Source organism: Micromonospora sp. NPDC018662, assembly GCF_044391475.1.
Taxonomy (GTDB): Bacteria; Actinomycetota; Actinomycetes; order Mycobacteriales; family Micromonosporaceae; genus Micromonospora.
On the sequence record NZ_JBISAC010000007.1, the window covers coordinates 351,918 to 375,170 of the forward strand.

The window sequence follows — 23,253 nt, forward strand, 5'->3', positions numbered from 1 at the left end:
GGAGCCGGCGGGCCTGTGTCCGGTGGGCCCATGTCCGGCAGCCCCGGCGCAAGCGGGCCCGGCGCAAGCGGGCCCGGAACCGGCGAGCCGGCGGCACCGGTGTCGCGGGCATCCGCGCCCCGGGCGGCGGCCGACGCGGCGGCTCCGGCCGCTCCGACTCGTCCGGCCCCGCCTGCCTACCCCGGCCCCGCGTCCAGCCGGGCACCCGGCGGCGACCCGGCCCGACCCGGCCACACCGGTCCGCCGGAGGTTCGGACACCCCACGACCCGCCGGCGGCCCCGGCCGAGAGTGGACGTCCGGCAGCCGGCGCGACCGACGGTGGCTCGGCGCCCGGCCAGGGTCAGGACCGGCCGGAGCGTGTCGGGCACCGCCCACCGGCACCCGAGGCGGCCCCGACGGCGCAGACCCGGGACTCCGGTGCGGAGGCATGGTTCCGGCCGAGCCAGCCGGCGACGACCGGCCAGCGTGACGACCAGCCGGGCGACACGCCCGCTCCCGTGGAGCAGGCCGCGCCGTCCGTTCCCACCGGGCCGACCGTGCTGGCGGACCCCGCCCCCGTTGCCGCCCCGGCCGACCACGCCCCGGCTGCGGCGGCGGTCGATCAGGTCCCGGCCGCGACACCCATCGCCCATGTTCCGACTACGACACCGGCGGAACAGGTCCCGGCTGCGACACCGGCGGACCCGGTCCCGGCTGCGACACGGATCGCCCAGGTCCCGGCTGCGACACCGGTCGGGCCGGAGCGCCAGGTCGGTTCGATCGCGCCCGCCGAACCGGCGAGTCCGGCCGGTGACCGCTACCGACCTGAGAGCGTGAGCGACTCGGCAGTCGCATCCGTGGACCAGGCGGTCCGTCCGGAGCCCGGTGACGTCGTCGGCCCAGTGGGTCCCGCCGGTCGGTCCGACGGCGAAGTGACCCGGCCCGGCCCGGACAGCCGGGACGTGACCGGGACCGTCAGTACGCCTCCGACGACCGAACGAGCCGGAAACCTCCGGCCCGCGTCCACCCCCGTCGACCACGTCGACCCGCCGGCCGGCCCGGCCGCCGCAACGGCCCCCGACGTGATGCTCCCCAGCGCGCGCTCGTCGCCCGAGTCCCCGGCGTCGGTTCCGGCCGAGCCCCGGACGCCGACACCGCCCGCGCTGTCCGCCGGCTCCCGAACCCCCACCCCGGCGGTCCCACCCACCGACTCCGCGCCGTCCGCCGGAGACGTCGGACCGGCAACGGCCGAGGAGCACGTCGTCGTCGTGCGCGACGAGAACGGGCCGCTCCCCGACGACCGGGCCGCCCGCCCGGTCACCCATGACGTGACGATCCGCGTGCGACCGGACGCCACACCGGACGCGGCGGCGGTCGACGACACGCCCCGCACGGCGACCGACGCCACACCGGACGCCGCGGCCCATGACACGCCGCGCACGGGCACCGGCGCCACGCCACACGCGGTCTCCCCCGACGAAGCGCGCACCCGGGACGAGGCCCCGGCACCTCCGGCGGCCCACGGCCGGCCACGTACGGGAGCCGACGCCGATGCGTACGCGGGTGCCGCGTCGCAGGCCACCACGGCCACCGGGACACCCGTCCCGACGGGAGCAGCGGCCACCTCGACCGCATCGGGCCCGGGGACCGGGGTCACCGGCCCGGACACGGACACCGACGGGCGCGCGCAGGCGGTGCCGGGCGACACGGGCGTCGACGCCGCCGCACCCGGCCCGGCGCCGACCACGGACGGCCCGACCGGTGACGACCGGACCGCCGACGGCCCGACCGACGACACCTCGACCGACGTCAGCCCGAGCAGTGATCCGGGAGACGCGCTCCGACCGGCGCCGGATCGGCACGTCCCGGTTCCGACCGCGGAGCGGCCCACCGGCCCGGACCTCGGCCAGGAAGAGCCGCGTCGCGTGGCCCGCGGCGAAGAGGATTCGGTCAGCACCCGCTCGGCCGCCACGGATCCGGCCGAAGAAGATCCGGCCGGGAGCACCGCGACGCCGACCGGCAGCGCCCGGACGAGCGCCGCGCCGACCGACAACCAGGCACCCGGCACGGCCGACGCCGACGCCACCGACACGCACGTCCCCGGCACGCCCCGGGCCGACGCCGCGACCACGACCACGACCCCGACCGCCACGACCGCGCCCGCCACGACCTCGACCGCCACGACCCCGACCGCCACGCCCCCGACCGGTCCGACCGCCGGAGGCCGGGGCGCACCCGAGCAGGCCGACACATCGACGGTACGAGCCGACGCCGGACCGGTGCCCGAGGAACCGGCCGACGGACCGGCCGACCCGCGTACCCCGGAATCGGGGCCGGCGGCCGACATCCGGGCGGACCTGCCGGACGACGAACCCGCGCCGGCGCGTCAGGTGGACCCGGAGCGGGCCCTGGCCGCCGTCGACTGGCGGCTGCACCCGGAGACGCTGCGCGAGGAGGCACCCGATCCGGCGGAGCTGCGGCGGATCCGGGACGGCCTCACCGGCAAGCTCGACACCGCACTGGACAACCGCAGCCGGGCCCGGCTGCTCAGCCTGCGGGCGGTGGCGTCGCGGGTCATCGGTGACGCCGACGACGCGGTCGCCGACGCGCGGCTGGCCCTGACGTACGCGGAGGCCACCGGTGAGTTGCGGCGGACCGCGCTGGCCCGCGCCCGGCTGGCCGAGGTGCTGCGCTGGCGGGGCGAGTACGCGGAGGCCGACCGGCTCTTCGCCGAGGCGAACTCGGCGGAGCTGCCGGACCGGTTGCGCGCGTTGCTGCACGAGCACGCCGGTCGCTGCTGTTACGACCAGGGCCGGCTGACCGAGGCGTGCCTGCACTTCGAGCGGGCGCTGGACCTGCGCCGGGGCGAGGACGCGGCGTTGAACGCCCGGACCCTTGTCGCGTTGGACGCGGTCGCGGCGCGCGCGGCGCGCGACGGGTTCGGGCCGGCGCCGCGCGGCCGGGCGGAGGTGCTCGGCACGCCGCGGTACCCGGTGGCGACGTACGACGAGGAGCAGCAGCTCTGGGGGTACGCGGACGCCGACGGCGAACTGGTGATCGGGCACCGGTACGCCGAGGTGCAGCCGTTCCACGAGGGGGTGGCCTGGGTCCGCCGGCCGGAGGCGTCCCGCTGGGCGCTCATCGACACCACCGGGGCGGCGCTGATCGAGGCGAACAACGGCTACCGGGCGGTGGGCGTGTTCGCCGAAGGACTGTCGTGGGTGAGCATGGACGGCAAGGGCCGGTGGATGGCCGTCGACCGGACGAACATCGTGAAGATCCCGCCCGGCTACGAGGAGGTCCGCCCGTTCCGCAACGGCCTGGCCGCGGTGCGGCAGAACGGCGGCTGGGGGGCCGTGGACCGCGCCGGCGAGGTAGTGGTGCCGACCCGCTACCACGGGCTCGGCACGTCGCTGGCGGACGGTCGGCACCTGGACGGCTTCACCGAGGAGGGGCTGGCCGTGGTCGAGCTGGCCGGCCGGCGGGGCGTGGTGGACCGGAACGGTCGGGTACGGGTGGCGCCCGCGTACCCGACGCTGGTGATCCACCCGGTGGCGTTCCTGGTCACCACCGAGGCGGGGCGCTGGGGCGCGCTGGACCGGCACGGTGAGCCGCTGATCGACCCGGTGCACCCGGGTCGGGCCGCGGTGGCCGCCGAGATCGACCGGCTGCTCGCGGACGCCTCCCCGGTGCTCTGAACCGGCGGGTCAGGACGGTCGGGGCTAGGGTCGAGGGATGGAATTCCGACACCTGGGCCGCTCCGGCCTGATGGTCAGCGAGATCTCGTACGGCAACTGGATCACCCACGGCTCGCAGGTCGAGGAGGAGGCGGCGGTCGCCTGCGTGCGGGCCGCCCTCGACAGCGGCATCACCACGTTCGACACCGCCGACGTCTACGCCGGCACCCGGGCCGAGTCGGTGCTCGGCCGCGCGCTGAAGGGCGAGCGCCGCGAGGGGCTGGAGATCTTCACCAAGGTGTACTGGCCGACCGGTCCGGGCCGCAACGACCGTGGCCTGTCCCGCAAGCACATCATGGAGTCGATCGACGGCTCGCTGCGCCGCCTCCAGACCGACCACGTCGACCTCTACCAGGCCCACCGCTACGACGTCAGCACGCCGCTGGAGGAGACGATGGAGGCGTTCGCCGACGTCGTGCACGCCGGCAAGGCGCACTACATCGGCGTCTCGGAGTGGACGGCGGCGCAACTGCGTGAGGCGCACGCGCTCGCCCGCGAGCTGCGCATCCCGTTGATCTCCAACCAGCCGCAGTACTCGATGCTGTGGCGGGTCATCGAGACCGAGGTGATCCCGGCCAGCGAGGAGCTGGGCGTCGGCCAGATCGTCTGGTCGCCGATGGCGCAGGGCGTGCTCTCCGGGAAGTACCTGCCGGGCCAGCCGCCGCCGGCCGGCTCCCGGGCCACCGACGAGAAGTCGGGCGCGAACTTCATCGCCCGGTGGCTCACCGACGACGTGCTCACCCGGGTGCAGCAGCTCGCACCGCTCGCCGAGCAGGCGGGGCTGACCATGCCGCAGCTCGCCGTGGCCTGGGTGCTGCAGAACCCGAACGTGTCCTCGGCGATCGTCGGCGCGTCCCGGCCCGAGCAGGTGCACGACAACGTGAAGGCGGCGGGCGTGAAGCTCGACGCCGGCCTGCTCAAGGCGATCGACGACATCGTCGAGCCGGTCACCGAGCGGGACCCGGCGAAGACCGAGAGCCCGGCGCAGCGTCCGTGACGCCCGTCGTCCCCGGGCCGGCGTCGCCGCCGGCCCGGGGGCGGCCCGGTCAGCCCTGCCAGAACCGGATCAGGTAGAGCCCCAGGCGGTAGAGGTCCGGCGGGAGGCCGAGCGCGTCCCCGACCGCGAAGACCCCGCCGAAGAACGCGCCGCCGATCCGCGGGCTCCACAGCAACGCGAAGAGCAGAATGAATCCGTACGGGGCGAACAGGTCGTACATCCGCCGGTAGGCGGGGCTGAGCCAGGGCTGGATCATGTTGCCGCCGTCCAGTCCCGGCACCGGCAGCAGGTTGAGCACGCTGGCCATGAGCTGGAGGAACGCGAGCAGCGCGACGCCGGCCCAGAACTCCAGCGGCCCGCCCAGCGCCGGCCCCCACGTCACGGCCGCCACCAGCAGCAGCGTGAACACCACGTTGGTGGCCGGCCCGGCCAGGCTGACCAGGGTGTGCCGCAGCCGCCCGGGAATGGCGTGCCGGTCCACCCAGACCGCGCCGCCGGGCAGGCCGATGCCGCCGAGCAGCAGCACGACCACCGGCAGCACGATCGACAGCAGCGGGCTGGTGTACTTCAGCGGGTTGAGCGTGAGGTAGCCGCGATGGGCGATGTCCCGGTCGCCGGCCCGGTACGCGATCACGGCGTGCGCGTACTCGTGCAGGCAGAGCGAGACCAGCCAGCCGGCGACCACGAAGAGGAACACGTCGAACCGGACGTTGCCGTACCGGTTCCAGGTCATCACCCCGCCGGCCACGAAGAGCGCGACCAGGGCCAGGAAGATCGGGCTGGGCCGGAACGCCGCCCGGGGCACGCCGAGGACCAGCGGGTCGCCCGGGCGGTCGTAGCCCGTCATTCGGCCGGGGGCTGCAGGCTCATCCGGTAGTCGACCCGGTCGTCCTCGACCAGCACGACGGTGGTGACGCCGGATGTCGCGAGATCCCGCCAGGTCTGGCCGATCCACGACTCGGCGTCGGCCTGACTCGGGAACGACTCGCCCGGCCCGTCGACCGGGTCGCCGTTCGCGCCCTCGTACCGCCAGCTCCACGCCATGCCGCGTCTCCCCTCGCCGCCCGTCGCCCCGCAGGACCGGAAACCTCCGCAAGCCTAGTCGCCCCGTCCCGCCACAGCCCTCACCGCTCCCGCGATCTTGCGGTTGCCGCCCCGACAGAACGGGTCATCTCCGGCATCCTGCGGGCGGCAACCGCAAGATCAACGCTGGGAGGGGGTGGGGCGGGGAAGGAGCGGGCGAACTAAGGTACGGGCATGTCCGTTGACGGGTGGCACACCCTCCTGGTGCTCGGCGGTATCCGCTCCGGCAAGTCCGAGTTCGCCGAGTCACTGGTCGCCGACGCGCCCATGGTCCGCTACGTGGCCACCGCCCCCGCCGGGGACCCGGAGGACACCGAGTGGGCGATCCGCCTCGCGTCGCACCGCGCCCGGCGGCCGGGCAGCTGGACCACCGAGGAGACCGCGACGGATCCGGGCCGGCTGGTCGAGGTGATCGCCGCCGCCGGCCCGCACGACACGCTGCTCGTGGACGACCTGGGCGGCTGGGTCACCGTGCTGCTCGACCCGGCCCACCAGCCGGCCGACGACACCGCCACCGTCGCCGAGCTGGCCGCCGCGGTGCGGGGCAGCGAGGCGCGGCTGGTGCTGGTCAGCCCGGAGGTCGGCCTGTCCCTGGTGCCCACCACCCCGCTGGGCCGGGCGTTCACCGACGCGCTGGGCGCGACCAACCGGGCGGTGGCCGACGCCTGCGACGCCGTCGCGCTCGTGGTGGCCGGCCAGACCGCCTGGCTCAAGCCGCCCGCCGCGTCGCTCCCGACCGTGCCGGCGCACCCGCCGGCGGCCCACGCCCCGGCCGACGCCCCCGCCACCGCCGGGGCCCACCCGGCCGGCGCCGCAACCGCCGCCGCCATGGGCGGGGTCCACGCGGCGAACACGGTCGGCACGCCGTCCGAGCCACGGCACGCCGCCGGCGGCCGGGGCGTCGCGGACGTGGCGCTGCCCGAGGTGCTCACCCCGGCCGCGACGCCGCCGCCGGCCACCACGCCGGCCGGCCCGGCCGGGGCCGGCGACTGGGCGGCGCCCACCATGGCGCTGCCGATGATCGCCACCGGCCTGGTCATCCAGCCCGGCATGGAACTGCCGATGCCGGACGACTACACCGGCCCGCAGGCCGTCGACCGGCTCGCCACGCTGGACGTCCCCGGCGCCGGTCTCGGCGTGCTGGAGCAGGTGGTCGGCTTCGCCGCCGCCACCCAGGGCACCTCCACCCCGCGCCCCTGGGACACCGTCCGGGTGCTGCTGCTGCACGGCGACCACGAGGGCGGCGCGTCGGCCGGCGCGGTGGCCGGTGAGTCGGCCCGCCGCGCCCGCCAGGCCCGCGCCGGCCGGGGCGCGCTGGCCCGGCTGGCCGCCGAGAACGGCGCCAGCCTCCAGGTCGTCGAAGCGCCCACCTCGGCACCGTTCGAGGACGGCCCGGCGCTGACCGACGAGCAGGTCGACGCGGCGCTGCGCTACGGCTGGCGGCTGGCCGAGCAGGCCGCCGACGCGGGCGTACACCTGCTGGTGCTGGCCGCCTGCGGGGCCGGCGCCGAGGCGGCCGCCGCGGCGGTGCTGGCGGCCACCGCCGGCGCGGAGCCGCCGGCGGTGCTCGGCCGGGTGGTCAACGACCAGGGCGAGATCGACGACAACGCCTGGATGGTCCGCTGCGCGGCGGTCCGGGACGCGCTGCACCGTACCCGGCGCTCCCCCCGCGAGGCCAAGGACGTCCTGGCGGAGCTGGGCGGCGGCGACATCGCCACGGCCACCGGCGTGCTGCTCGGGGCCACCGCCCGGCGGGTCCCGGTGCTGCTCGACGGGCCGGTCGGCACCGCCGCCGGCATGGTCAGCCGCGACCTGGCCGGGCAGGCCCGGCACTGGTGCCTGCTGCCCGACCACGGCGGCCGGCCCGGGGTACGCCTCGCCGCCGACGTGCTCGGCCTGACCCCGCTGCTGGACCTGCGCCTCGACCTGGGCGAGGGGGCGACCGCGCTGGCCGCCCTGCCGCTGCTGCGCTCGGCGCTGACGCTCGCCGCCACGCTGCCGGCGCACCCGACGCTCGGCGGCGAGCAGGACGAGGGCTTCGCCGAGCCCACGCCGGCCGGGCCGGGGCCGGCCGCCCCCGCCGACGAGCCGGACTTCGCCGAGCCGGAGCCGGCCGGGCCGGGTCCCACCACGATCGGGTCCGACGAGCCGGTCTCGCCCGGCCGACGTGCCGACTGAGCGCCGGCTCGCCGACGGTGTCCGGCTGGCGCTGACCACGTTCACCACCGCGCCGGTGCGCGCCGGCCGCGTCGACCGGGCCACCGCCGGCACCGCGATGGCGCTGGCCCCGGCCGTCGGCGCGCTGCTCGGCGCGGTGCTCGGCGGCGCGCTGCTGCTGGCCGGGGCGGTGGCCCCGCCGCTGGTCGCCGCCGGGGTGACGGTCGGGCTGGGTGCGTTGCTCACCCGGGGCCTGCACCTGGACGGGCTGGCCGACACCGTGGACGCGCTCGGGTCCTACCGGCGCGGGCCGGCCGCTCTGGCGATCATGAAGCAACCGGACGTCGGCCCGTTCGGGGTGGTCGCGCTGGTGGTCGTCCTCCTGCTCCAGACCGCGGTGCTGGCGGAGCTGGCCGGGCGGGACGCGCCCGCGGCCCTCGCCGCCGTGGTCGCGGCCACCGCGGCCGGCCGGCTGGCCGCCGCCCTGGCCTGCCGGCGCGGCGTGCCGGCGGCCCGACCGGAAGGGCTGGGCGCGTTGGTGGCGGGCACGGTGGGCCGGGGCGCGCTCGCGGTCGGCGCGCTCGCCGTGGCGCTGCTGGCGGTGCCCGCGGTGCCGGGCCGTCCGTGGCAGGGGCCGCTCGCCGTGCTGGGCGCGCTCGCCGTCGCGGCCGGGCTGCTCCGGCATCTGGTACGCCGCTTCGGCGGCATCACCGGCGACGTCCTCGGGGCCCTGGTGGAGGTCGGCACCACGCTGTCCTACCTGGGACTGGTGCTGACCGGCTGAGCTCGCCCCGGTCGGCCGGGTAGCGTTCGGGTGAGTGCACCGGCGTGGTCGAGGGAGACGGCATGCTCATCACTGACGACTTCCTGCCCGTACCGGTGCCGGAGTCGCTCGACGCGACCTACCTGGTGCCGATCGACGGGCTGCCCCGGGTGAGCCCGAAGACCGCTGTGGAGGGGCTGACCGGCCGGCTGGCCGGGCCGGTGCACGGGCTGGCCAAGCAGATGCTGGACAGCCCCCTGATGAGCGTGGACACCCGTTCCATCAGTGAGTTCCCCGAGCTTCCGCCGGACCTGCTGGCCGCGTTCGGCGCCACCGACGAGCAACTCGCCCGGCTGGCCGCCGCCACCCACCTGGTGGTGGTGCAGGCGGAGTACCGGCCCGGCTGGCCGCCGGCACACGAGTGGGCGGCCCGCGCGGTGGCCGCGGCCATCGCCGAGACGGTCGGCGGGGACGTGGTCGACGTGTTCGGGCTCCAGTTCCTCGACCCGGCGGCGGCGCTGCGTTCGCTCCCCGACGAGCAGGGTCGGATCCGGCTGGTCGACTGGGTGCTGGTGCCCTACTCCTCCGACACCGACGGGCTCTGGTTCACCACCAAGGGGCTGCGCCGGTTCGGGTTGCTGGAGTTGCAGGCCCAGGGCGTGCCGGACCATCTCACCCGGGCCTGGGGCGCGGTGATGACCGGCGCGGCCCGGCGGCTGCTGCGGGACTGGACCGACGGGCTGGCCGGCGAGGAGGTGCCGGCGTTCGTGCAGCTCCCGGTGCTGGCCACGGTGACCGGGCACGACATCGCGGTCGCGTACGGCAATCCCGAGCAGCACGGCGCGACCGCGCCGGTGCTGCTGCGCCTGGAGCTGGACCCGGCCACCGACCCGGACGCCGACTCGTTCCTCAGCCTGAACCCGCCGCCGGGGCACCCCGGGCCGCCGGGCCGCTACTTCGCCGCCGCCTGCGCGACGCTGTTCAACGGCATCCAGCCCGACGTCCGCTACACCCGCACGGGTGACGCGATGAGCCGGGCGGTGGCGACCGCACGGGCCGCGCTCGGCGACATCCGGGCCCGGTTCCTGGCCGGCGGGCTGCCGGCGGAGAGCCAGCTCGTGGTCAAGTACGGCCTGCCCGGCGACGACGGCCCGGAGTACGTCTGGGCCGGGGTGACCTCGTGGGACGCCCCGGAGCGGATCGTCGGCGCGAGCGCCACCGACGCCACCAGCGACCCGAGCGTGCGGATCGGCTCGCCGGTCGTGGTCGAGGCGTCGGACGTGGTGGACTGGGCCGTGCTCGACGGCACCGGGGTGCTGGAGGGCGGCTGGACCCAGGCCGTCCTCGACGCCGGCGAGCGCGGCGAGGGCTGACGCGGGCCGGTCAGCGCACCGAGGGCTGGACGAACGGCGGCCGGGTCAGGCGCATCCGGGCCCGGCGGCCCCGGATGTCCACCTCCAGCTCCTCGCCGTCGGGCCGCTTCGGGTCGGTGTCGACAAGCGCGAGCGCGATGCCGTGCTTGAGCGTCGGGCTGAACGTGCCGCTGGTGACGACGCCGACCTGGCGGTCCCCGGCGTAGACGGCCATGCCGGGGCGCGGGATGGCCCGGTCGACGGCGGTGAGCCCGCGCAGCGTACGGGCCGGGCCGGCGGCCTTCTCGGCGCGCAGCACGTCGCGGCCCCAGAAGGCCGGCTTGTCCCAGCCCACCGCCCAGCCGGAGCGGCCCTGCACCGGGGTGATCTCCAGGGACAGGTCCTGCCCGTGCAGCGGGTACCCCATCTCGGTGCGCAGCGTGTCCCGGGCGGCCAGCCCGCAGGCGCGTACGTCGTCGGTCGCGGCGAAGATCGCGTCCCAGACGGCGACCGCGTGCTCGGACGGGACGACCAGCTCATAGCCCAGCTCACCGGTGTAACCGGTGCGACAGACGGTCAGCTCGACGCCGGCCAGGGTGGCGGTGGAGAAGCTCATGTAGTCGTGCGCGGTGGGCAGCCCGAGCGCGTCGAGCAGTGCTGCCGAGCCGGGCCCCTGGACGGCGAGCACCGCGTACGCCTCGTGCTCGTCGGTGACGGTCACGCCGGCCGGCGCGGCGGCGCGCAACCGGCGGGCCACCTCGGCGGTGTTCGCCGCGTTGGGCACCAGGAAGACGTCGTCGTCGGCGTGCAGGTAGGCGATGATGTCGTCCACCACGCCGCCGGTGGCGTCGTCGCAGCAGAGGGTGTACTGCGCCTGGCCGGGCCCGATCCGGCCGAGGTCGTTGGTGAGGCAGGCGTTGACGAAGCCGGCCGCGCCGGGCCCGGTGACCCGGACCTTGCCCAGGTGCGAGACGTCGAAGACGCCCACCGCGGTCCGCACGGCGGTGTGCTCCCTGAGCACGCCGCCGCCGGCGTACTCGAGCGGCATCTGCCAGCCGCCGAAGGGGGCGAACTTCGCGCCGAGCGCGGTGTGTCGCTCGTGCAGCGGGGAACGGCGCAGCCGGGTCTCGGCGGCGTCGGAGGTCACCTCGGTCATGGGTGGCAACTTACCGGCCGGGACCACGCTGGTTAGCATCGGCGGGATCCCGTCGGTACGCATCGGCGGGACAGCCACGGTTCCGGCGGGTAGGTTGCCGCCGGAGAGACCTTCATCGCCGGTACGCGACGACGCGGCCGGCCCGGCCCGCCCGGAGTAGCTTTCGTGACATCGCCCCGCACCACCCTCAGCCTGGTCGACACCGACCCCGCCGAACTCGCCGTCGACGCGATCGTGATCGGCGTGCACAGCCAGACCACCGAACCGGGCGGCGGCGCACCCGCCGGCGCCCTGCTGCTGGCCAGCGGCGCGGAGAGCATCGCCGCCGCGTTCGACGGAAAGCTGACCGAGACGCTGGCCCTGCTCGGCGCGACCGGCGGCTCCGGCGAGGTGATCAAACTGGCCACGCTCGGCACGGTGACCGCCCCGGTGGTCGTCGCCGTCGGGCTGGGCCCGGAGCCCTCCGGCGCCGCCCCGGCCCCCGAGTCGCTGCGCCGGGCCGCCGGTGCGGCGGTCCGGGCGCTGGCCGGCGCCCCCCGCGTCGCCCTCGCCCTGCCACTGCCGGACGACGCGGACGCGCCGGCCGCGCTGCGCGCGGTCGCGGAGGGCGCGCTGCTCGGCGGCTACCGGTTCGCCGGCTACAAGACGAAGCCGCAGCCGGCCCGGCGCGAGCCGGTGGCCGAGGTGCTGATCGCGGTGCCGGACGCGGCCGACGCGACCGCCCGGGCCGAGGTCGAGCGCGCGCAGGCGGTGGCCGGCGCGGTGCGGACCAGCCGGGACTGGGTCAACACGGCTCCGAACGAGCTGCGTCCGCCGGCGTTCGCCGACGCCGTGGCGACCGCCGCCCGGGAGGCCGGGCTGGAGGTCGAGGTGCTCGACGAGGCGGCGCTGGCGGCCGGCGGCTACGGCGGCATCCTCGCCGTCGGCCAGGGGTCGGAGGCGCCGCCGCGGCTGGTGAAGCTGACCTGGACGCCGGACGGTGGCGGCAACGGCAAGCGGGTGGCGCTGGTCGGCAAGGGCATCACGTTCGACACCGGCGGCATCTCGATCAAGCCGGCGCAGGGCATGTGGGAGATGAAGTCGGACATGGCCGGCGCGGCGGCGGTCGGCGCGGCCATGCTGGCGGTGGCGGCGCTCAAGCCGAACGTGACGGTCACCGGCTACCTGCCGATGGCGGAGAACATGCCGTCGGGCACCAGCTACCGGCCGGGCGACGTGATCAGCATGTACAACGGCAAGAAGGTGGAGGTGCTCAACACCGACGCCGAGGGCCGGATGATCCTGGCCGACGCGATGGCCCGGGCCTGCTCCGACGGCACCGACTACCTGTTCGAGACCTCGACGCTGACCGGTGGCCAGGTGATCTCGCTGGGCAAGCGGATCGCCGGTGTGATGGGCAGCCCGGAGCTGTGCGAGCGGGTGCGGGTGGCCGGCGACGCGACCGGCGAGCCGGCCTGGCCGATGCCGCTGCCGGACGACGTGCGCAAGGGCATGGAGTCCGACGTCGCGGACATCTCCCAGGTCAACGCCGGCATGGACCGGGCCGGTCACATGCTCCAGGGCGGGGTCTTCCTGCGCGAGTTCGTCACCGACGACGTGGCCTGGGCGCACATCGACATCGCCGGCCCCGGCTACCACTCGGGCGAGGCCACCGGCTACTGGACCAAGGGCGGCACCGGCGTCCCCGTCCGCACCCTGCTCCACCTGATCGACGACGTGGCCGCCAACGGCTGAGATGTAAGGAGGGGCCCCCTGTTAACGCATTCCGCATAACAGGGGGCCCCTTTTAACACCTGCGGCCCGAGGCGCTCAGAACAGCTCGGGGCGGCGTTTGCGGCGCTCGTTGTAGTCGCGCATGCGCTGGGGGTAGCCCATCAGGCGGACGTCGTAGATCGGGATGGCGGTCTTGTGCGCCCAGCGCCGGGCGTCCTCCGGGCTGCCGACCCGCCGCCGGGTCCACTCGCCGTCGTCGGCGATCAGCATGACGGTGGTCTCGGTGACCGTCGTGCGCGGTTCCAGGAACGCCTCGACGCCCCGGCGGGTGCGGACGAAGTTCTCGAGATGGTCCAGATCGGCGCGCTCGGCGGCGCGGTCACGGCTCACCGCGGCCACCCGTTTGCGTCGTCGGAACAGCGCCACCGGACCCACTCCTCCCCCGGACGTCATCGAAGACGATGCCAAGGGTACGTGCCGCCGACGTGTCGTTGGGCACCTCGGTACGCGCTCGGCCGCCGGTGGTGACAAGATGACCGAGGTGGGGTGTGCCTAGTTACCCCGCCGTAACCCCCGATGCAGCGACGCGACCTGGGAGTTGGATGTGAGCGAGCCGAACGACACGACCTTCGACATCGTCATCCTCGGAGGTGGTAGCGGCGGCTACGCGGCGGCGCTGCGTGCCGCCCAGCTGGATCTCTCCGTCGCGCTCATCGAGAAGGGCAAGCTCGGCGGCACCTGCCTGCACAACGGCTGCATCCCCACCAAGGCGCTGCTGCACGCCGCCGAGATCGCCGACCAGACCCGCGAGTCCGAGCAGTTCGGCGTGAAGGCCGAGCTGGTGGGCATCGACATGGCGGCGGTCAACTCGTACAAGGACGGCGTGGTCTCCCGCCTCTACAAGGGTCTCCAGGGCCTGGTGGGCAGCGCCAAGAAGATCACCTTCGTGGCCGGCGCCGGCAAGCTGGTCGGCAAGAACGTGGTCGAGGTCGACGGCAAGCGTTACACCGGGCGCAACGTGATCCTGGCCTCCGGCTCGTACGCGAAGAGCCTGCCCGGCCTGGAGGTCGACGGCGAGCGGATCATCACCAGCGACCACGCGCTCACCCTGGACCGGGTCCCGGCGTCGGCGATCGTGCTCGGCGGCGGCGTGATCGGCGTCGAGTTCGCCAGCGTCTGGAAGTCCTTCGGCGTGGACGTGACGATCGTCGAGGCGCTGCCCCGCCTGGTCGCTGCCGAGGACGAGGAGTCGTCGAAGGCGCTGGAGCGGGCGTTCCGCAAGCGGAAGATCAACTTCAAGGTCGGCAAGCCGTTCGAGAAGGTCGAGAAGACCGACAACGGCGTCAAGCTGACCATCCAGGGCGGCGACACGGTCGAGGCCGAGCTGCTGCTGGTCGCCGTGGGCCGTGGCCCGAACACCGCCGACCTCGGCTACGAGGAGCAGGGCGTCAAGATGGACCGCGGCTACGTGCTGACCGACGAGCGGCTGCGCACCAGCGTGCCGAACGTCTACGCGGTCGGCGACATCGTGCCGGGCCTCCAGCTCGCGCACCGCGGTTTCCAGCAGGGCATCTTCGTCGCCGAGGAGATCGCCGGGAAGACCCCCGCCGTGATCGACGAGGCCGGCATCCCGCGTGTCACCTACTGCGACCCGGAGCTGGCGTCGGTCGGCCTGACCGAGGCGAAGGCCAAGGAGCAGTACGGCGCCGACAAGATCAAGACCTACAACTACAACCTGGGCGGCAACGGCAAGAGCCAGATCCTCAAGACCGCCGGCCACGTGAAGCTGGTCCGGGTGGACGACGGCCCGGTGGTCGGCGTGCACATGGTCGGCGCCCGGGTCGGCGAGCTGATCGGCGAGGCGCAGCTCATCTACAACTGGGAGGCCTACCCGGCCGAGGTGGCGCAGCTGGTGCACGCCCACCCGACCCAGAACGAGGCCCTGGGCGAGGCGCACCTGGCCCTGGCCGGCAAGCCGCTGCACGCGCACGCCTGACACCACAACCGCGGCGTCCGGCGACGGGCGATGATCCCACCAGGGGAATGAAGGAGTCTGGAGAACATGCCGGTATCGGTCACCATGCCCCGGCTCGGCGAGAGCGTCACCGAGGGCACCGTCACGCGCTGGCTCAAGCAGGAGGGTGACACCGTCGAGGTCGACGAGCCCCTGCTCGAGGTGTCGACCGACAAGGTCGACACCGAGATCCCGTCGCCCGCGGCGGGCGTGCTGAGCCGGATCGTCGTCGGCGAGGACGAGACCGCCGAGGTCGGCAGCGAGCTGGCGGTCATCGCCGGCGAGGGCGAGGACGCGGGCAGCGCCCCGAAGGAGGAGGCGGAGCCGGCCACCGAGCCGACCGCCGCCGCCGAGGGCACCGGCCCCGAGCCGGAGCAGGCCGCGCAGGCCGCCGCGGAGCCCGGGGCCGAGGCCGAGCAGCCGGCCGTCGAGGAGCCGGCCCAGCCCGCCGCGTCGTCGGGCGAGGGCACCCCGGTGACCATGCCGGCCCTGGGCGAGAGCGTCACCGAGGGTACGGTGACGCGCTGGCTCAAGCAGGTCGGCGAGACCGTCGAGGTGGACGAGCCGCTGCTGGAGGTCTCCACCGACAAGGTGGACACCGAGATCCCGTCGCCGGTCGCCGGCACCGTGCTGGAGATCAAGGTCGCCGAGGACGAGACCGCCGAGGTCGGCGGCGTGCTGGCGATCGTCGGGGCGGCCGGTGCCGCGCCGGCCGAGCCGAAGCCCGAGCCCAAGGCCCAGCCGAAGGCCGAGGCGAAGCCCGAGCCCAAGGCCGAGGCGAAGCCCGAGGCGAAGCCGGCGCCCAAGGCCGAGCCGAAGGTCGAGGAGCCCACCCCGGGCATGTCCTACAACGAGCCGTCCGCCGAGGCGGAGCAGGCCGCCGAGCCGGCCAAGGCCGAGCAGGCCGCCCAGCCGGCCGCACCGACCGCCACGCCGCAGCGCCCGACCGCCCCGGCCCAGGGCGGCGGTGAGGAGGCCGCCGGCTACGTGACGCCGCTGGTTCGCAAGCTCGCCGCCGAGCACGGCGTCGACCTGGGCTCGGTCAACGGCACCGGCGTGGGTGGCCGGATCCGCAAGCAGGACGTGCTGGAGGCGGCCGAGAAGGCGAAGGCCGCCAAGGCTCAGCCGGCCGCCACCGCCGCCCCGGCCGCGAAGGCACCGGCCCAGCCGGCCGCCAAGCCGCAGCCGAGCGCCAAGCGGGGCACCACGGAGAAGCTGCCGCGGATCCGGGCGACCATCGCCAAGCGGATGCAGCAGTCGCTGCACGAGACGGCGCAGCTGACCACCGTCGTCGAGGTCGACGTCACCAAGGTCGCCAAGCTGCGGGCCCGGGCCAAGGAGTCGTTCCAGGCGCGGCACGGCGTGAAGCTCTCCTTCCTGCCGTTCTTCGCGCTCGCCGCCATCGAGGCGCTCCAGACCTACCCGATCATCCAGGCCAGCATGGACCTGGACGGCGGCACCATCACCTACCCGGCCGCCGAGCACCTCGGCATCGCCGTGGACACCGAGCGCGGGCTGCTCGTGCCGGTCATCCACAACGCCGGTGACCTCAACATGGGCGGCATCGCGAAGCGGATCGCCGACCTGGCCGAGCGCACCCGGGCCAACAAGATCACCCCGGACGAGATGGCCGGGGCGACCTTCACGCTGACCAACACCGGCAGCCGGGGCGCGCTGTTCGACACCCCGATCGTGCCGTCGCCGCAGTCGGCGATGCTCGGCACGGGCGCCGTGGTGAAGCGCCCGGTCGTGGTCAACGACCCGGAGCTGGGCGAGGTCATCGCGGTCCGGTCGATGGTCTACCTGGCCATGTCGTACGACCACCGGCTGATCGACGGCGCCGACGCCGCCCGCTTCCTGACCGCGGTCAAGGAGCGGCTGGAGGCCGGCAACTTCGAGGCCGAACTGGGCCTCTGACGCCTCGGGCACACGAAGGGGTACGCGGCTCCGGCCGCGTACCCCTTCGCCGTTTCCGGCCCGGCGCGGACCGCACGCTGACAGACTCGGCCGGTGGGCGGGTACGGGTGGCGGGGGCGCCTCGGGCCGGCGGTGCCGGTGGCCCCGGGTGCCCGGGTGGACCGGTTCGAGATCTTCTTCGACCTGGTCTTCGTCTTCTCGTTCTTCATCATCACCCGGGCCACCGCGCTCCAGGTGACCGGCGGCGCGCTGCTGCACGCGCTGCTGGTCCTCGCCGTGCTCTGGTGGTCGTGGGTGGTGCACAGCGTGGTCGCCACCCGGGTCCGGCTCGGTGAGGGCTTCGTCCCGGTGCTCATGACGGTCGGCATGGCGGCGCTGTTCACGTTCGCGCTGTCGCTGCCGAACGCGTTCCGCGACCCGCGCGGCAACGCGGCCGGCCCGATCGTCGCCGCGATCAGCTACACCGTGCTGCGCGTGGTGCACCTGCTGCTCTACCGGCACGTGGTGCGGGACAGCCCGAACGAGCGCCGGCAGTTGATGCGGTTCGCCCCGGAGGCGATCGGCAGCACCGCGCTGCTGCTGGTCGCCGCGCTGGTGCCGCCGAAGATCGACGGACTCGTCTCGGCCTCGGTGGTCCGGGACGGGCTGTGGGCCACTGTCGTGCTGCTCCAGTACGGCACCGGCATGATCGCCGGCACGTGGGGCTGGGGCGTCGCCTCGGCCGAGCACTGGACCGAGCGGTACGACCTCATCCTGATCATCGCGCTGGGCGAGTCGGTCATCTCGGTCGGCGTGGGCAGCAACCTGCTCGGGCAGCCGCCCACCTGGCCGGCCGTGGCGGCGGCGGTGCTCGGCATCTTCTTCACCGCCGCGCTCTGGTGGGCGCACTACGACCTGGTCGGGCCGGCCGCCCGGATCGCCCTGCACGCCGCGCGGGACGGGCCGCGGGTGGCGATGGCCCGGGACGCGTACGCGTACCTGTTCCTGCCGATGATCGCGGGCATCATCCTGTTCGCGCTCGGCGCCGAGATGATCGTGCACGACATCGCCGACCCGCGGGTACCGCCGACCGAGCCCGCGCACTGGCCGGCCGTACCGCTGCTCTTCGGGGGCGTGGCCTGCTACCTCTGCGGCAACATGCTGTTCCAGGCGCGGACGCTGCGCACGGTGAGCTGGACCCGGGTCGCGGCGGTGCTGCTGCTCGGCGCGACGGTCCCGGTCGCGGAGCGGGTGCCGGGCCTGATCGCGATGACCATCCTGACCGTCATCACGGTGGGCATGGTGGCGGCCGAGGTGGTCGTCTTCGACGAGGGCCGACGGGCGCTGCGGAAGCTCATCTTCGAGGAGCGGACCAGCCACGAGGCGCACGAGGCGGCCTGGCGGGCCCGCTGGCACGAGCAGCCCGACGACCGCGACGAGGGCGAGTAGTCAGACTCCGGCCGGCAGCGGATGTGATGCCGGACATGTCCACCGGGGCAGTGCCGCCCACCCGGCACTTGTAGCGTGTGCATCAGTCCACATCGAACGCGGCAGATGTCGATGCGTCCGGTCGTCCGGCTCTGCGGGCGACGTTGGCCTCGGGGGGCGTCATCACTCACGATCACACGTCAAGGCAGCGCCGTCGGCGTGAGGCCCCAGCCGGGCATCCCGCCGATCCGCCGAGTCCGTCCCTCATCTCGTTCTAGTCTCGGCGCCGTCCCGTCCGGGGCGGCGCGCATTTCCACGGGGAGCAGGCATGGTTCTGAGAATGTCCGAGGAAGTCGCACCACCGGCACGGCGCCGCCGTGCCGGATGGCGACGGGCCGCGGTAGCCCACCTCACGGCGTTGGCCCTACTGGTCGGGCTGTTTCCGGCGAGTCCGGCCCGGGCGGAGGACCCGCCGCCTCCGGCCGTCGAGCGGACCCCGGTGGTGCAGGCGTGGTTGAACGGTGGCACCAAGGTGCGGGCCGCCGCCGAGCTGGCCCTGGTCGGCTCCGACGACGACATCCGGGCGTTCGTGAGCGACGGCTGGGCGAAGGCGCAGCGGCTGGACGAACGGGACGCGGTCGTGGCGGTGATCGCCGAGTCCGGGCCGGCGGTGCGGGGGGCGGCACAGACGGCGTTGAACGCCTTCGACGCCGGTGACACGAATGCGCTGTCGACATTCCTGATGAGTGGGTGGCGGCAGCCGTCGGACACCGATGCCCGGGTGCGGGTGAACCAGTTGATGGCCGCCGGTGGTGATCAGGTGAAGGCGGCGGCGCAGCAGGCGTTGGATTCTGGTGATCCGTCGGTGTTGCGGGAGTTCGTGGATTCGGGTTGGCAGTCGCGGTGGTTGACGGATCAGCGGGTGCGGGTCAATCAGGCGATGGCTGCGGGTGGGCCGCAGGTGAAGGCGGCGGCGCAGAAGGCGTTGGATGCGGGGACGCCGGAGGCGTTGGAGTCGTTCCTGGATGGTGGTTGGGCGGTTGCGGCGGCGCGGGATCAGGAGACCGAGACGCTGACGGCGTTGCGGGCGGAGGCGCAGGCGCAGGGGGATCTGGCGAAGCAGGAGACCGATCGGGCGGTTGGTGAGGCGGCGCGGGCGAAGGAGGCGGCGGAGGCGGCGAAGCGGTCGGCGCAGTTGGCGGCGGCGGCGACGGAGGCGGCGCGTAACGACACGCGTGAGGCGGCGGCGCAGGCGAAGCGGGCTGCGGTGGCGGCGCAGAAGGCGGCGTCGGCGGCGAAGGTGGCGGTGCAGGCGGCGGCGTCGGCGAATCGGGCGGCGCGGGCGGCGGCGGCGGCGGCGCAGCGGGCGGCGTCGGCGGCGTCGCAGGCGGAGCGGGCGGCGACGAGGGCGTACAACGCGGCGGCGGGTGCGGCGACGGATGCGTCGAAGGCGGACGCGGCGCGGGTGCGGGCGCAGGAGGCGCGGGACAACGCGCGTCTGTCGCGGGATTTCGCGACCACGGCGAATTTGGCCGGTCTGGCGATCCAGGCGGGTCTGGATTCGGTGGTGGCGGCGCGGTCGGCGGCGACCAACGCGAAGTTGGCCGCGACCGCCAACGACGACGCGACCCGCTACGCCAACGCGGCGGGCGCGGACGCGAAGGACGCGATCGCGGCGGCGAAGCAGGCGCGGGCCGACGCGGATCGGGCGTTGCGTGCGGCGAATGCCGCAGAGAGCTATCTGCTGGTGGCCGCGAATGCGGCGTTCCGGGCGCGGGATGCGGCGAATCGGGCGGCGCAGCACGCGGAGCAGGCGGCTGACGCCGCGATCGACGCGGCGAACCATGCCGGTGAGGCGGCGACGGCGGCGGCGCGGGCGACGGCGGCGGCGACCGCGGCGACCGCGGCGGCGAACGCGGCGGTGGAGACCGCCGGCCAGGCGATCGAGATCTACAACGCGGCGCGGGCGGCGGATGCCGAGCGGCTCGCGGTGTGGCAGGACGAGGGTTCGGAGGCGGCGCGGCAGGCGGCGGCGCAGTACGGCCAGGCGCAGGCGGCGGCGAAGTGGGACGCGGTGCAGGCCGCGCAGCGCGACGCGGAGACCAACCAGTTGATCGCCGAGGTGCTGAACCCGGGCACCGACCCGGCGGTGGCGGTGGTCAAGGCCCGCAAGGTGGCGTTGAACCTGAGCCAGGCGTCGGGGACGTGGACGCGTGAGGCGGCGATGACCGCGCTCGCCGGTGCTGACGCGCAGGTGGTGGAGTTCGTGCGCACGGGGATCGCGGAGGCGGCCGGGCAGGACGACCGGGTGGCGGTGCGGGACCTGGCGGTCACCGACATTCCGGCGTTGCGGGACGCGGCGTTGGCGGCGTTGGCCGGCAGCGACGCGCAGGTGTCGGAGTTCCTGCGGACGCAGAACTACACCGGTCGTTACACGCAGGACCGGTTGAAGGTCAACCAGATCATGTCGGCGGCGACGAAGGCCGGTGACACGTTCCTGGCGCAGAAGGCGCAGGAGGCGTTGAACTCCGGCGACGGGCAGAAGCTGCGTGAGTTCATCGCCTCGGGGCAGTACACGGCGGCGGCGGTCGGGCAGCGTGTCCAGGTCAATCAGATCATGGCCAGTGCGGACAGCGGGCCGGAGTTGAAGGCCGCCGCGCAGGTGGCGTTGGACGGGCCGCCGCCGGGGCTGCGGCAGTTCCTCGACGAGGGTCGTTACGCCGCGGCCGAGCGGGACCAGGAGGGTGCGGCGCACCTGGCGGTGGTCGCCGGGCTGGTGCAGCGGATCAACCAGATCGCGCAGACCGCGGTGCAGGACGCGATGACCGCGCAGTCGGTCGCGGCGCAGGCCCGCAAGGACGCCGCTGCCGCGGCGGACTACGCCAACCAGGCCGCCGCGTCGGCGCAGAAGGCCGCCGGTTACGCCACCCAGGCCGCCCAGTACGCCAACCAGGCCAGCCAGTCCGCCGAGAAGGCCGCCGCCGCGGTGCAGACCGCGAAGGCCGCCGCGACGAGGGCGTCGGCGTCGGCGCGCAGCGCGATCCGGTCGGCGTCCTGGGCCGTGACCTCACACGAGCACGCGGTCCAGTCCGCCAGGGAGGCCAACGCCTCCGCGGTCCGCGCCTACGACTCGGCGATCGCCGCCGGCAAGAGCGCCGACGAGGCCAACGCCGCCGCCCGCGACGCCTACCAGGAATACGAGTCGGCCAAGGGCCTGGAAATCGGCAAGTGCACCGTCGAGTACACCGCCGAGGGACCCCTGGGCGAGTGGGAGAAGCTGCTCACCGGCACCAAGGGTGACTACGCCAAGAACTGCGTCCGCAACGTCATCGCCGACCCCGCCGAACTGGCCACACGCGCCTACACCAACTCGGCGTTCTGCGGTGTCTACCCCGACGGCAGCCAACTGGCCAAGAACTGCCTCGCCACCGTCCTGGACCCCGACTTCCGCGGCGGCCAGACCCTGACCCTGCTCACCCAGATCATCGCCGGCATCACCACCCTGCTCATCCCGGTCGCGGTTGCACTCGGCATCGGCTGCATCGCCACCGTCGTCTGCGGCGTCGTCCTCGGCACCATCATCACCATCGGCGATGTCGGCCTCAACATCTACAAATACATCAACGGCGACCAAGGACTCGCCGACACCCTGCTGCACCTCGGCACCCTCGCCCTGGAAACACTGGCCTTCGCCGGCATCGCCAAACTCGTCGGCGCCGGCTTCAAAGCCGCCAAGCAGCTCTACACCCTCAGCCGCGCCGCCAAACAGGCCGAGGCGGATCTCGCGGTGGCCAACAAGGCACGACGTGAACTGCGGCTCACCTCGTGCCTGACCCGCAACAGTTTCTCCGCTGACACGCCGGTGCTGCTCGCCGACGGCAGCAGCAAGCCCATCGCGGACATCCGGGTCGGCGATCGGGTCCTGGCCACCGATCCGACGACCGGCGAATCTGCCGCCCGGCCGGTGACCGACCTCATCCGGAGCACCGATCCGACCCTCACCGACGTGACGGTCACACCGGCCACCGGACCGGAGGCGACCGTACACACGACGCCGCACCACCCGTTCTGGGACGTCGACGGTCGGCGCTGGGTGGACGCCGCGGACCTGACGGTGGGCAGCACCCTGCGCAACCCGGACGGCGGAACGGTCCGAGTCTCCGGCGTCCGGACCTTCGACGGGCCGCAGGTGATGCACAACCTGACCGTTGCCGAGACCCACACCTACTACGTGGCTGCCGGCTCGACCGCGCTGCTTGTCCACAACGTGGGGGGCTGCCTGGACGGTGAGAAGGAGTACGTTGTCATCGACCCCGTCACGAAGCAGATCGTCACCGACATCGACAGCATCGAGAACGGCGAACTGTGGGAGCTCAAGGACGGAATCCCGTGGTGGGGAGACGAAGCGTGGCTCGTCGCGCAAATTGACGGAAAGTTCGCGAAGTATCTGAAGTCTCGGACCATCCTTCCCGCCGACTACCGCAACGCCGTCATCGGCTTCCGCTTCCCCAACAAGAAGATCGACGCGCAGACGCGCACGGTCATCACGGAAAGGTTGAGACGTTTGGCCGAGGACGCCGGCGTTCAGGTGAAGATCGAGTTCGCCTCGTGAGCTATCCGTTCCAGACTGCCGAGAGACCGGTGTGGGACCCCGCGCTCCGGGTCGGGCGGGTATACCTCGGTCAGGCCCAGGCGGTGGCGGAGGTCATGGAGGTGGCGTCAGGTCTGGCTCCCCACCGCAACGGCAGTTGCGACCTTGATCCGGAGGTGTTCGCGGTCTTTGTGGATCACCTCCTCCGGTTCTACAACGCGGGCCGCCACCCCACCCTCTCGCAACTGCTGCGCGGGGTCCTCCTGGTCTCCCTGGTGTTGCTGAAGCGTGCCGGTGGGCCTCCTCCGCCGGCCGGCAATGAGGTGATCGACGCGCTGGTCGCCGAGGCGACCGCGCTGGAGCTGACCATGCCCGTCTAGATGACG

Annotated in this window: 15 protein-coding genes; 11 read left to right on the top strand and 4 right to left on the bottom strand. The window is 74.2% G+C overall.

The window, feature by feature from the left end; genetic code table 11:
• Positions 1 to 1,248 precede the first annotated feature (1,248 nt).
• A complete protein-coding gene (locus tag ACH495_RS21700) occupies positions 1,249 to 3,678 on the top strand; it encodes a WG repeat-containing protein (RefSeq protein ID WP_396859519.1) in 2,430 nt (809 codons plus the stop codon).
• Positions 3,679 to 3,715: 37 nt separating this feature from the next.
• Positions 3,716 to 4,714, top strand: a complete 999-nt coding sequence (locus ACH495_RS21705; RefSeq protein ID WP_396859520.1) for an aldo/keto reductase family protein — start codon at positions 3,716 to 3,718, stop codon at positions 4,712 to 4,714.
• Positions 4,715 to 4,763: 49 nt separating this feature from the next.
• On the opposite strand, the gene ACH495_RS21710 is transcribed toward ACH495_RS21705, so the two are convergent.
• Together ACH495_RS21710 and ACH495_RS21715 are read right to left on the bottom strand one after the other, a co-directional pair.
• Positions 4,764 to 5,561, bottom strand: coding sequence for a site-2 protease family protein (locus ACH495_RS21710; protein WP_396859521.1), 798 nt, complete (start codon positions 5,559 to 5,561; stop codon positions 4,764 to 4,766).
• Positions 5,558 to 5,758: a hypothetical protein gene (locus tag ACH495_RS21715; RefSeq protein WP_396859522.1), complete on the bottom strand. Its 201-nt coding sequence runs from the start codon at positions 5,756 to 5,758 to the stop codon at positions 5,558 to 5,560. Before ACH495_RS21715 ends, ACH495_RS21710 begins: the two co-directional genes overlap by 4 nt.
• A gap of 213 nt (positions 5,759 to 5,971) precedes the next feature.
• Between ACH495_RS21715 and ACH495_RS21720 the strand changes: the two genes are divergently transcribed.
• From ACH495_RS21720 to ACH495_RS21730, 3 genes are all read left to right on the top strand, one after another.
• Positions 5,972 to 7,975 carry a bifunctional adenosylcobinamide kinase/adenosylcobinamide-phosphate guanylyltransferase gene (locus ACH495_RS21720; protein WP_396859523.1) on the top strand — a complete coding sequence of 668 codons (2,004 nt, stop codon included), beginning with the start codon at positions 5,972 to 5,974 and terminating at the stop codon, positions 7,973 to 7,975.
• Complete coding sequence (gene cobS, locus ACH495_RS21725) at positions 7,965 to 8,738, top strand: adenosylcobinamide-GDP ribazoletransferase (RefSeq protein ID WP_396859524.1); 774 nt, start codon at positions 7,965 to 7,967, stop codon at positions 8,736 to 8,738. The genes ACH495_RS21720 and cobS overlap by 11 nt, the downstream gene beginning before the upstream one ends.
• Before the next feature lie 62 nt (positions 8,739 to 8,800).
• The gene (locus ACH495_RS21730) at positions 8,801 to 10,090 is read left to right on the top strand and encodes a DUF2314 domain-containing protein (RefSeq protein WP_396859525.1); all 1,290 of its coding nucleotides are present in this window, start codon (positions 8,801 to 8,803) and stop codon (positions 10,088 to 10,090) included.
• 10 nt (positions 10,091 to 10,100) lie between these two features.
• On the opposite strand, the gene gcvT is transcribed toward ACH495_RS21730, so the two are convergent.
• A complete protein-coding gene (gene gcvT / locus ACH495_RS21735; RefSeq protein WP_396859526.1) occupies positions 10,101 to 11,225 on the bottom strand; it encodes a glycine cleavage system aminomethyltransferase GcvT in 1,125 nt (374 codons plus the stop codon).
• A gap of 165 nt (positions 11,226 to 11,390) precedes the next feature.
• On the opposite strand from gcvT, the gene ACH495_RS21740 reads away from it, so the two are divergent.
• Positions 11,391 to 12,959 carry a leucyl aminopeptidase gene (locus ACH495_RS21740; protein ID WP_396859527.1) on the top strand — a complete coding sequence of 523 codons (1,569 nt, stop codon included), beginning with the start codon at positions 11,391 to 11,393 and terminating at the stop codon, positions 12,957 to 12,959.
• Positions 12,960 to 13,034: 75 nt separating this feature from the next.
• Here the strand turns inward: ACH495_RS21740 and ACH495_RS21745 are convergent, their stop codons facing one another.
• On the bottom strand, positions 13,035 to 13,364 hold the full coding sequence (locus tag ACH495_RS21745) for a hypothetical protein (protein WP_396859528.1): 330 nt from the start codon (positions 13,362 to 13,364) through the stop codon (positions 13,035 to 13,037).
• 178 nt (positions 13,365 to 13,542) lie between these two features.
• On the opposite strand from ACH495_RS21745, the gene lpdA reads away from it, so the two are divergent.
• The 5 genes from lpdA (at position 13,543) to ACH495_RS21770 (ending at position 23,247) form a co-directional block, all read left to right on the top strand.
• The gene (lpdA, locus tag ACH495_RS21750) at positions 13,543 to 14,934 is read left to right on the top strand and encodes a dihydrolipoyl dehydrogenase (protein ID WP_396859529.1); all 1,392 of its coding nucleotides are present in this window, start codon (positions 13,543 to 13,545) and stop codon (positions 14,932 to 14,934) included.
• A 66-nt stretch (positions 14,935 to 15,000) separates the two neighbouring features.
• A complete protein-coding gene (gene sucB / locus ACH495_RS21755) occupies positions 15,001 to 16,869 on the top strand; it encodes a 2-oxoglutarate dehydrogenase, E2 component, dihydrolipoamide succinyltransferase (RefSeq protein ID WP_396859530.1) in 1,869 nt (622 codons plus the stop codon).
• Positions 16,870 to 16,962: 93 nt separating this feature from the next.
• A complete protein-coding gene (locus ACH495_RS21760) occupies positions 16,963 to 18,297 on the top strand; it encodes a low temperature requirement protein A (RefSeq protein WP_396859531.1) in 1,335 nt (444 codons plus the stop codon).
• 319 nt (positions 18,298 to 18,616) lie between these two features.
• On the top strand, positions 18,617 to 22,888 hold the full coding sequence (locus ACH495_RS21765; RefSeq protein WP_396859532.1) for a polymorphic toxin-type HINT domain-containing protein: 4,272 nt from the start codon (positions 18,617 to 18,619) through the stop codon (positions 22,886 to 22,888).
• Positions 22,885 to 23,247 carry a DUF6086 family protein gene (locus ACH495_RS21770; protein ID WP_396859533.1) on the top strand — a complete coding sequence of 121 codons (363 nt, stop codon included), beginning with the start codon at positions 22,885 to 22,887 and terminating at the stop codon, positions 23,245 to 23,247. The genes ACH495_RS21765 and ACH495_RS21770 overlap by 4 nt, the downstream gene beginning before the upstream one ends.
• The last annotated feature ends 6 nt before the right edge of the window (positions 23,248 to 23,253 follow it).

Coding starts and splice junctions, on each gene's coding strand:
- gcvT (WP_396859526.1), bottom strand. CDS start 11,225: ATGACCGAGGTGACCTCCGACGCCGCCGAGACCCGGCTGCGCCGTTCC.
- sucB (WP_396859530.1), top strand. CDS start 15,001: ATGCCGGTATCGGTCACCATGCCCCGGCTCGGCGAGAGCGTCACCGAG.
- ACH495_RS21720 (WP_396859523.1), top strand. CDS start 5,972: ATGTCCGTTGACGGGTGGCACACCCTCCTGGTGCTCGGCGGTATCCGC.
- ACH495_RS21710 (WP_396859521.1), bottom strand. CDS start 5,561: ATGACGGGCTACGACCGCCCGGGCGACCCGCTGGTCCTCGGCGTGCCC.
- ACH495_RS21715 (WP_396859522.1), bottom strand. CDS start 5,758: ATGGCGTGGAGCTGGCGGTACGAGGGCGCGAACGGCGACCCGGTCGAC.
- ACH495_RS21730 (WP_396859525.1), top strand. CDS start 8,801: ATGCTCATCACTGACGACTTCCTGCCCGTACCGGTGCCGGAGTCGCTC.
- ACH495_RS21765 (WP_396859532.1), top strand. CDS start 18,617: ATGTCCGAGGAAGTCGCACCACCGGCACGGCGCCGCCGTGCCGGATGG.
- ACH495_RS21705 (WP_396859520.1), top strand. CDS start 3,716: ATGGAATTCCGACACCTGGGCCGCTCCGGCCTGATGGTCAGCGAGATC.